At 66.0% G+C, this 7,671-nt stretch carries 9 protein-coding genes and 1 tRNA gene; 3 read left to right on the forward strand and 7 right to left on the reverse strand.

Going from position 1 to position 7,671, the window contains the following annotated elements; all coding sequences use genetic code 11:
* Positions 1–3 precede the first annotated feature (3 nt).
* Positions 4–1,407 carry a hypothetical protein gene (locus tag KDJ86_RS09500; RefSeq protein WP_291745000.1) on the forward strand — a complete coding sequence of 468 codons (1,404 nt, stop codon included), beginning with the start codon at positions 4–6 and terminating at the stop codon, positions 1,405–1,407.
* A 22-nt stretch (positions 1,408–1,429) separates the two neighbouring features.
* Here KDJ86_RS09500 and KDJ86_RS09505 read toward each other — a convergent pair whose 3' ends face one another.
* The 3 genes from KDJ86_RS09505 to KDJ86_RS09515 all read right to left on the reverse strand — a co-directional run bounded on the left by KDJ86_RS09505 (position 1,430) and on the right by KDJ86_RS09515 (position 3,284).
* Positions 1,430–1,792, reverse strand: coding sequence for a SpoIIAA family protein (locus tag KDJ86_RS09505; protein WP_291745002.1), 363 nt, complete (start codon positions 1,790–1,792; stop codon positions 1,430–1,432).
* A 112-nt stretch (positions 1,793–1,904) separates the two neighbouring features.
* Positions 1,905–2,267, reverse strand: coding sequence for a SpoIIAA family protein (locus KDJ86_RS09510; RefSeq protein WP_291745006.1), 363 nt, complete (start codon positions 2,265–2,267; stop codon positions 1,905–1,907).
* Positions 2,268–2,300: 33 nt separating this feature from the next.
* Entirely contained in the window at positions 2,301–3,284 is a 984-nt protein-coding gene (locus KDJ86_RS09515) for a zinc-dependent alcohol dehydrogenase family protein (RefSeq protein WP_291745008.1), read from the reverse strand.
* A gap of 175 nt (positions 3,285–3,459) precedes the next feature.
* Between KDJ86_RS09515 and mepA the strand changes: the two genes are divergently transcribed.
* Positions 3,460–4,401: a penicillin-insensitive murein endopeptidase gene (gene mepA / locus KDJ86_RS09520; protein WP_291745010.1), complete on the forward strand. Its 942-nt coding sequence runs from the start codon at positions 3,460–3,462 to the stop codon at positions 4,399–4,401.
* A gap of 32 nt (positions 4,402–4,433) precedes the next feature.
* Here the strand turns inward: mepA and KDJ86_RS09525 are convergent, their stop codons facing one another.
* The 4 genes from KDJ86_RS09525 to KDJ86_RS09540 form a co-directional block, all read right to left on the reverse strand.
* The gene (locus KDJ86_RS09525; protein WP_291745012.1) at positions 4,434–5,291 is read right to left on the reverse strand and encodes a CHAD domain-containing protein; all 858 of its coding nucleotides are present in this window, start codon (positions 5,289–5,291) and stop codon (positions 4,434–4,436) included.
* 137 nt (positions 5,292–5,428) lie between these two features.
* Complete coding sequence (gene msrA, locus KDJ86_RS09530) at positions 5,429–6,091, reverse strand: peptide-methionine (S)-S-oxide reductase MsrA (protein WP_291745013.1); 663 nt, start codon at positions 6,089–6,091, stop codon at positions 5,429–5,431.
* Positions 6,092–6,131: 40 nt separating this feature from the next.
* Positions 6,132–6,461 (reverse strand): hypothetical protein, encoded by a 330-nt coding sequence (locus KDJ86_RS09535; protein WP_291745014.1) that lies wholly within the window; start codon positions 6,459–6,461, stop codon positions 6,132–6,134.
* A gap of 102 nt (positions 6,462–6,563) precedes the next feature.
* Positions 6,564–7,295 (reverse strand): ribonuclease activity regulator RraA, encoded by a 732-nt coding sequence (locus KDJ86_RS09540; protein ID WP_291745016.1) that lies wholly within the window; start codon positions 7,293–7,295, stop codon positions 6,564–6,566.
* Positions 7,296–7,581: 286 nt separating this feature from the next.
* Between KDJ86_RS09540 and KDJ86_RS09545 the strand changes: the two genes are divergently transcribed.
* Positions 7,582–7,671: transfer RNA gene (locus tag KDJ86_RS09545), tRNA-Ser, on the forward strand.

The raw sequence follows: 7,671 nt of genomic DNA on the forward strand, positions 1-7,671 counted from the left end.
CGAATGATCCCGGCCAGCAAGGCGCTTTCCTCGATCGAACAGGCGATCCTCGGCGCCCGCCGGGACGAGGACCGGCTGACCAAGATGCTGACCTCGGCCACCGAGGACGCGGCGCGCATGCGCGCCCAGCAGGCCGAAGCCTTCCGGGCGCTCGCGCGACTGAAGCTCGACGCGCTGGCGCGCGACGAAGTCGTCGGCCGCCTCGATTCGGCGGAACGGAACGCTCTCGAAGCCCTGCGCAAGCGGAAGACCACTCTCGATGCCCTGGCCAGCGATCGCTCCGACCTGGTCGCAGCCATGGCGGCGGCCGAAAAGGCGCGCGACGCGGCGGCCGAAAGGCTCGGAAAGGCGGTCGAAGCCGTCGAGGATCAGGCCGACAGAACAAAAGACCGCTTGGCCCATGACGACGGATGGCTCGAGCAGTCGCGGCTCGTCAGCGAAGCTGAAGCCAAAGCCGCGGCGGCGGCGGAAAAAGCGAGCCAGTCGGAAGCCGATCGTGACGAGAAGCGGAAGCCCTACGACGAGGATCCGCTTTTCTCCTACCTGTGGTCGCGCGGCTACGGAACATCCGACTACAGTGCCTGGGCAATCGTCCGGTTCTTCGACGCCAAGGTCGCGAGACTGATCGACTACGATACGGCGCGGCCCAACTATTACATGCTCAACGAGATCCCGAAGCGGCTTCGCGAACACGCCAACCGGCTGGAGCAGGCCGCCGCGGAAGCGCGTGCTCAAGGCGAGGCTTTCGAGCGCAAGGCGCTGGAGGCGGATGGCATCGTGGCGCTGGAGGCTGCGGCCACGGCGGCGACCGAGGCGCATGAGAAGGCCGACGCCGCGGTGGAGGAACTGGAAGCGAAGCTCACCGCCCTCGACGAACGCCAGACCGACCTTCTCGATGGCTCAAAGGACGCTTCGCTCAATTCCGCCGTCGAAGGCCTCGCGACGGCGATTGCCCGCGAAGACCTGGCCTCCCTCTACAAGCAGGCGATGGCGACGGAGACGCCGGAGGACGAGAAGATCGTCAGGACGCTCCGCGACATCGAGCCGAAGCTGGCGCGCCGCGAGGCGGAAGCCGAAGAAGTGCGGAAGGCGGCAGTGGATCTCGCGCGCAAGCGGGCGGAACTGGAGCAGTCTCGCGATAATTTTCACCGCTCCGGCTATGGCAATCCGCGCGGTCAGTTCGCCGACGGCGCACTGATCGGCAGCATCATCACCAGCGTGCTTCAGGGCGCGATGACGTCGAAGAATCTCAACGATGCGCTCGGCAAGGGATTCAGCGTTCGGAAGCCGCCGCGCGGTGGCGGAAGCTTTGGCGGCGGCTTGCGATTCCCGAGCAGCCCGAGCCGGCCTTCGATGCCTTCGCCGCCGCGCAGCCGCGGCGGCTTCAGGACCGGCGGCCGCTTCTAGGGCGACCGAAGGCCTCGCCGCCTCAGGCGGCAAGCCAGGCTTTGGCGGCCTCGATCTCCCGGACCGGGAACACCTTCAGCGAAGCCGGTATCAGGCCGTCCATGGCATGTGCCGCTCGACGATAGGGACCGTCCTCGGCGAGAAAAGCGATCCGCTCGAAGTCGCGGAAATGGCGGGTGCCGAAGACAGCGTCGTCCAGCAAGGCATTGGGCTCGTAACCGGCAAAGTCGGATGCCACGACATAAAGCAGCTTGACCTGTCCGCTGGCTTCAATCGCGCCTTCTATCCCCGCTTCGAGAATCCGCGTGCGATCCTCGCGACTGACGCGGCCGCTGGCAAGGTAACCTATGGCTCCATCCGGCAGGTTTTCGATCGGCTTGAACATTCTACCCTCCTCAAAGTCCCGCAGTGTGCCGCAAGCCTAGGGAGGTCGAACGTCCGCATGATGACGATCATGCGGAATCTTCGTTGCAGAAATCGGGCACGACTGTGACCGGCTACGCGGCCAGCCAGGTCTTGGCTTCCTCGATGTCTTTCACCGCGAAGACCTGAACCATCGCAGGCATGAGGAAACCAACGGCGCGTACCGCGGCTCCGTAGCCTTCGTTGTCGGTCACAAAGGCAATCCGCTCGAAATCGAAGAAATGCCTGAAACCGAAGGCCGTGTCGTCCCACATGGCACCCGGCTCATATCCTTCGAAACCAGGACCGGCGACGATCATCAGCCGCAGCTTGTGGCCTTCCTTGAGCGCCGCCTCGGCGGTCGGGATAAGGACGTCGTGATAATCGTCCTTGGTAATCATTCCCTCGAGGGAGAAGCCCAGGACCCGGCCGGGCATGCCCTTCATCTCGGTAATCATATCCCTCTCCTTCCATTTCGCCCGCGGCGCCGGTCAGGGAATCAGCACGGCGGCACCCTGGATGTCTCCACTGCGCAGACGATCGAGCGCTTCATTGGCCTGATCGAGTGGCAATGGCGTCACCGATGTCCTGATCGGCACCTGGTCGGCGATGCGCATGAATTCCTCGCCGTCGGCGCGAGTCAGGTTGGCAACCGATCTCACCATCCGCTCGCCCCAGAGGATCGAATAGGCAAAGGCGGGTATCTCGCTCATATGGATGCCGGCCGTGATGACCCGTCCCCCCTTGCGAACGGCCCGAAGCGCCGCCGGAACCAGGGGGCCGACCGGGGCGAAGATGATCGCCGCGTCGAGCGGCTCCGGCGGGCCGATATCCGAATCGCCAGCCCATTCGGCGCCGAGCCCCATGGCGAATTCCTGCGCGGCCCGATCACCGGCGCGGGTGAAGGCGAAAATCCGCTGCCCCTGAAATGCGGCGACCTGGGCAATGATATGGGCCGCCGCCCCAAACCCGTAGATGCCAAGGCGCTCGGCAGCGCCAGCCATCCGGTGCGCGCGATGGCCGATCAAGCCCGCGCAGAGCAGCGGCGCGGCTTCGGCATCCTCATAGCCACCCGGCAGGCGGAAGCAGTAGCGATAATCGGCAAGGACATAATCCTGATAGCCGCCATCGACGTGGCAGCCGGTAAACCGCGCCTCGTCGCAGAGATTTTCCTCGCCCGACAGGCAGAAACGGCAATGGCGGCATGTCGAGGCAAGCCACGGAACGCCAACCCTTTCGCCGATGCCGAAGCCCGAGGAGCCCGGGCCAAGCTTCGCTATTTCTCCGACGATCTCGTGGCCGGGGATGATCGGGTAGCTGCATAGTGGCAACTCGCCGTCGACCAGATGCAGGTCGGTGCGGCAGACGCCACAGGCCCGCACCCGGACCAGCACCTGGTTCGGGCCGGGCACCGGAATGTCCCGCTCGACGAGGCGGAGGCGTTCACCCGGACGTGAGATGGACATGGCGCGCATTCGCTATTCTGTCATCGCTCGCCCGGTTGCCAAAGCCCAAACCGGCCCGCGGCCTTGCCCAGGCCATCTTCTCGCCGATAATGGGACCGGCCAAGAGACGATCGATGGCCGGTTAATCGTTCCTTGACGACGGTGGTGAACCATGCCGCGGAAAAACTCGCCGGGAGCGCACGCCATGCGCATTGCCTTGATCGCCAGCGTTTTGTCGGCCCTGGGCCTGATCGGGACGACCGCCTTCGCTCAGGATTCGACGCCGGCCAAGGAGCTTTTCGGCCGTGTGGTGACCCCGACCGATACGGCCCCCGGCAGCATCGGCTTCTATTCGCGCGGATGCCTCACCGGCGCAGTGGCGCTCCCGGTCAATGGTCCGGCCTGGCAGGCGATGCGTCTGTCGCGCAATCGCAACTGGGGCATGCCTTCCCTGGTGAACTATATCGAGCGCCTGGCGACGGACGCCCGGGCGAAGGACGGCTGGCCGGGCCTGCTCATCGGCGACATGTCACAACCGCGCGGCGGGCCGATGCCGTTCGGGCATTCGAGCCATCAGATCGGCCTCGACGTCGATATCTGGTTCGATCCGATGCCCGGCCGGACATTGACGCCGGAGGAGCGCGAGACGATCAGCGCCACCTCCTATATCAGGAAGGGCACCAACGTCACGCTCGACCGGTCAAAGTGGACCAGCGCCCACACCCGGCTGATCAAGCGCGCCGCGAGCTATCCGGAGGTCGAGCGGATCTTCGTCAATGCCGGAATCAAGAAACAGCTCTGCGCCACGGCGGGTTCCGACCGTGCCTGGCTGAGAAAGGTCCGTCCCTGGTATCTGCACGACGACCACTTCCATGTCCGTCTCTCCTGCCCACCCGGCATGGCGGGCTGCAAGCCGCAGGATCCGCCGCCCGACGGTGACGGCTGCGGCTCCAACCTCTCCTGGTGGCTGAGCCCGGCACCCTACGCAAGGCCGGGAAAACCGGCGAAGCCGGCGAAGCCGAAGCCGCCGATGACCCTGGCCGGCCTTCCAGGCGCGTGCCGGGCGGTATTGTCTGAGCCGTCAGCCGGAATGGCGGGTGCCGAAATCGACATCCCGTTGCCGACGGCAAGGCCCGCGATCAATTAGGCTCGGACCCTCGCACCGGGAATGCTGGACGGTCAGTCGAGCCGGGCCTTGCGGGCGAAAGCCTTCGGCTTGCGCCCGTAGAGCTTCCCGCCAATCGCGAAAGCCTCATTCTCAAGAGAACGGCGCTCCACCGCGATCATCGAGAGCTGGCGCATCAGCAAATGACTGGCTTCGGGCGACAGCGCAAGTCGCTCGGCCAGGATCGCGTGATCGTGGTCGTAACCCAGCAGATCACCCAGGCGTCCCAGATCGTCCGCCATCCGCCGGATCGATTTGGGCAATCGCTTTCCGCCGAGGCCGATCAGGTGCCAAAGCGTCTTGGCGTGCTTCCGCCAAGCGTGGAGATCGGAGGTCGACAGGCTCGAACGGGCGCTTTCCATCGCCTTCCGCCCGTCCCGATAGGCGGCCGCCACCGCCCTGTCGAACAGTCCCGCGCCATCAACCTCGCGTCTCGCCTGATCGATCGTCGCCTCGATCGCCGTCAGCCGCGCGATCACCTCTTCCACCGGAGCCTCGACCTGGTGCGCTTCGCCGGCCCTGCGCTCCAGGTCGACCACCAGCCGACCAAACCCGACGTCATCTTCGGCGCCGAGCCGCTCTCGGAGACCACGCGCCGTCGCAGCAACGACATCCGCGTCCCGCGCCGTCGCCAGCAGCCTGGCGGTGGCGGCGATCGACCGCCTGAGATCGCGTGCCGAATGGCCCATGACGGGCCCGAGGATGCCGAGCGACGACCGCGCCCGCTTCAGCCTTTGCCGTGCATGATGGACACGCTTGTCCGGCGTGTCCTTCGCCGAAGCGAGGGCCTCCCGGGCCGCGGCGACGTCATCGCCCAGCAGCCGCCAGAGTGCCTTGCCGACATCCTCGTCCGTATCGATGCAGTGCGTCAATTCCGGGGCTCCGGCGATCGGTGACTGCCGTCCCGGCAGCTCCGGGACGGCAGCAATAGCGGGATGGCCGGAATCAGCAACAGGCAATCACGGTTCGCGCCGCGCATGGCAAGGCCAACGGCGACCCTCCATGGTCGTCAGGCCGAGACGTTCGTCCCCACCGGGCACGCCACCCCGGTTCCGCCAAGGCCGCAATATCCGCTCGGATTCTTCGCCAGATACTGCTGATGGTAGTCCTCGGCGAAGTAGAAGGCCGGCATCGCGACGATCTCGGTGGTAATCGCGCCATAGCCGTTCTCGGCGAGCTTCTTCGCGTATTCCGCCTTCACCGCCTCCGCGGTCGCCTTCTGCCCGTCATTCGCGACATAGATGCCGGAGCGGTACTGGGTGCCGACGTCATTGCCCTGACGCATGCCCTGGGTCGGATCATGCGCCTCGAAGAACTTGCCGACGAGATCGCGATAGCTGATCTGCCGCGGGTCGAAGACGACGCGCACGACTTCGTTATGCCCGGTGCGGCCGCTGCAGACCTCGTCATAGGTCGGGTTCGGTGTCTCGCCGCCTGCGTAGCCGACGGCGGTCACGTAGACGCCGGGCAATTGCCAGAAAGCCCGCTCGGCGCCCCAGAAGCAGCCAAGCCCGAACACCGCCGATTCGAAGCCCTCTGGAGAGGATCCCTTCAAAGGCTTGCCGCTGACGAAATGGGTTTCGGCGGTCGGGATCGGCTCCGACCGGCCCGGCAGGGCGGTGCCGGGCGCCGGCATAGCCGTCTTCTTGGCGAAGAGATCGAGAATGTTCATGACCACCTCCTTGTTCCGGCACTCGGGCCGGGATTCGGCATCAGGACGCGAAGGCCGGACGCATCCGCCGCTTGCGCCCGACATAGAGCAGCCACGCGCCAACGAAACCGAGCACCAGCCAGCTCGGCAGCATGAGTATCCACTGGATGAGCGGATCCCACAGCCAGTGGCCGATATAGGTCTCGACCGTCTGCTGGATGAAAGCTTGCGAGGCCATCAGGCTTGACGGGCTGATCGAATACCAGGCCGTTCCGAACGGGGTCACGGTCAACGTCGACGCGGCGATCGTCTTGGTCCCGTCGACCACCAGCGCAACCAGGGCGCCGGCAACCAGCCAGAAGCCGATGAAGCGTGCGAGGAATGCGATCATGGACCGCGTCCGGAAACTGATCGAGATATGGTCATGGAGCCATTTGACCGCAACGGCGGTGGCCGTCAACACATCGTGGGCGGTATGTGATCGCCGGTGGCGCTATGTGCCGCTGTCCTTCCTGCCCGCCTTTGCTGCCTCGAACTCGGCGCGGGTGGCCTCGTTGGGCGGATAGAGCCCGATAATCGAGCGCCCCGCCGCCACCTGCTGCTCGACATAATCCTCGAACGCCGTCATCTCCAGCGCCTCCGCAACCACCTCCGCGGCCATATCGCGGGGTATCACCACGGCCCCCTCTTCGTCAGCGGCGATCCAGTCCCCCGGATAGACCGCCACGCCACCGCAACCGATCGGAACGTCGATATCGACGGCGTGATGGCAGGCGAGGTTGGTCGGCGCCGAGGGACCGCGACAAAAGGCGGGGAATCCCATGGCGGCGATCTCGCCGCTGTCCCGCAAGCCACCGTCGGTGACCATGCCGGCGGCGCCGCGCACCATCATCCGCCGGGCGAGGATGCCGCCGGCGGAAGCGGCGCGATCATCGCCGCGCGAATCGATGACCATCACGGCACCCGGCGGAATGGTCTCCACCGCGTGGCGCTGGGGATGCCTGGGGTCCTGGAAGACGGACAACGTGTCGAGGTCTTCGCGCGCGGGGATGTAACGCAGGGTGAAGGCCGGACCGGCCATGCGGCAATGCCTGGCGTCGAGCGGCCGGGCGCCCTGGATGAAGGTATTGCGCAGCCCTCGCTTGAACAGCGCCGTGGTCAGAGTCGCGGTGCTGACTGCCAGCAGCCCCGAACGGATCGTCGCGTCTTCCCCGGACTCCGACATGATCGGCATTTCCTCCCCATGGCTGGCCGCCGGTCGACTATCGAACGATACCGCATTTTCGGTCGCGGGGCAGCCGCGCCCGGCCTCCTGATGACCGCGTGGCCGATGACGATCACGTCCCTCATTGCCCGCAATCGACGCGCCAACCGGAAAGGCCGGAGCGGCCGGGTCTGGATGCAGGCCGGGTGGCATCCGCACCCTTGGCAAGACCGCACCCGCGGTGCCGAGGCTCTTGCACCGGCGCGCGCGGTGACTATAGTCCGCGGCGCCCGGCAACGCCGGATCAGGAGGGGTGGCCGAGTGGTCGAAGGCGCACGCCTGGAACGCGTGTATACGGGCAACCGTATCGAGGGTTCGAATCCCTCTCCCTCCGCCA

This window comes from Bauldia sp. (genome assembly GCF_020442045.1).
Classification (GTDB): domain Bacteria; phylum Pseudomonadota; class Alphaproteobacteria; order Rhizobiales; family Kaistiaceae; genus Bauldia.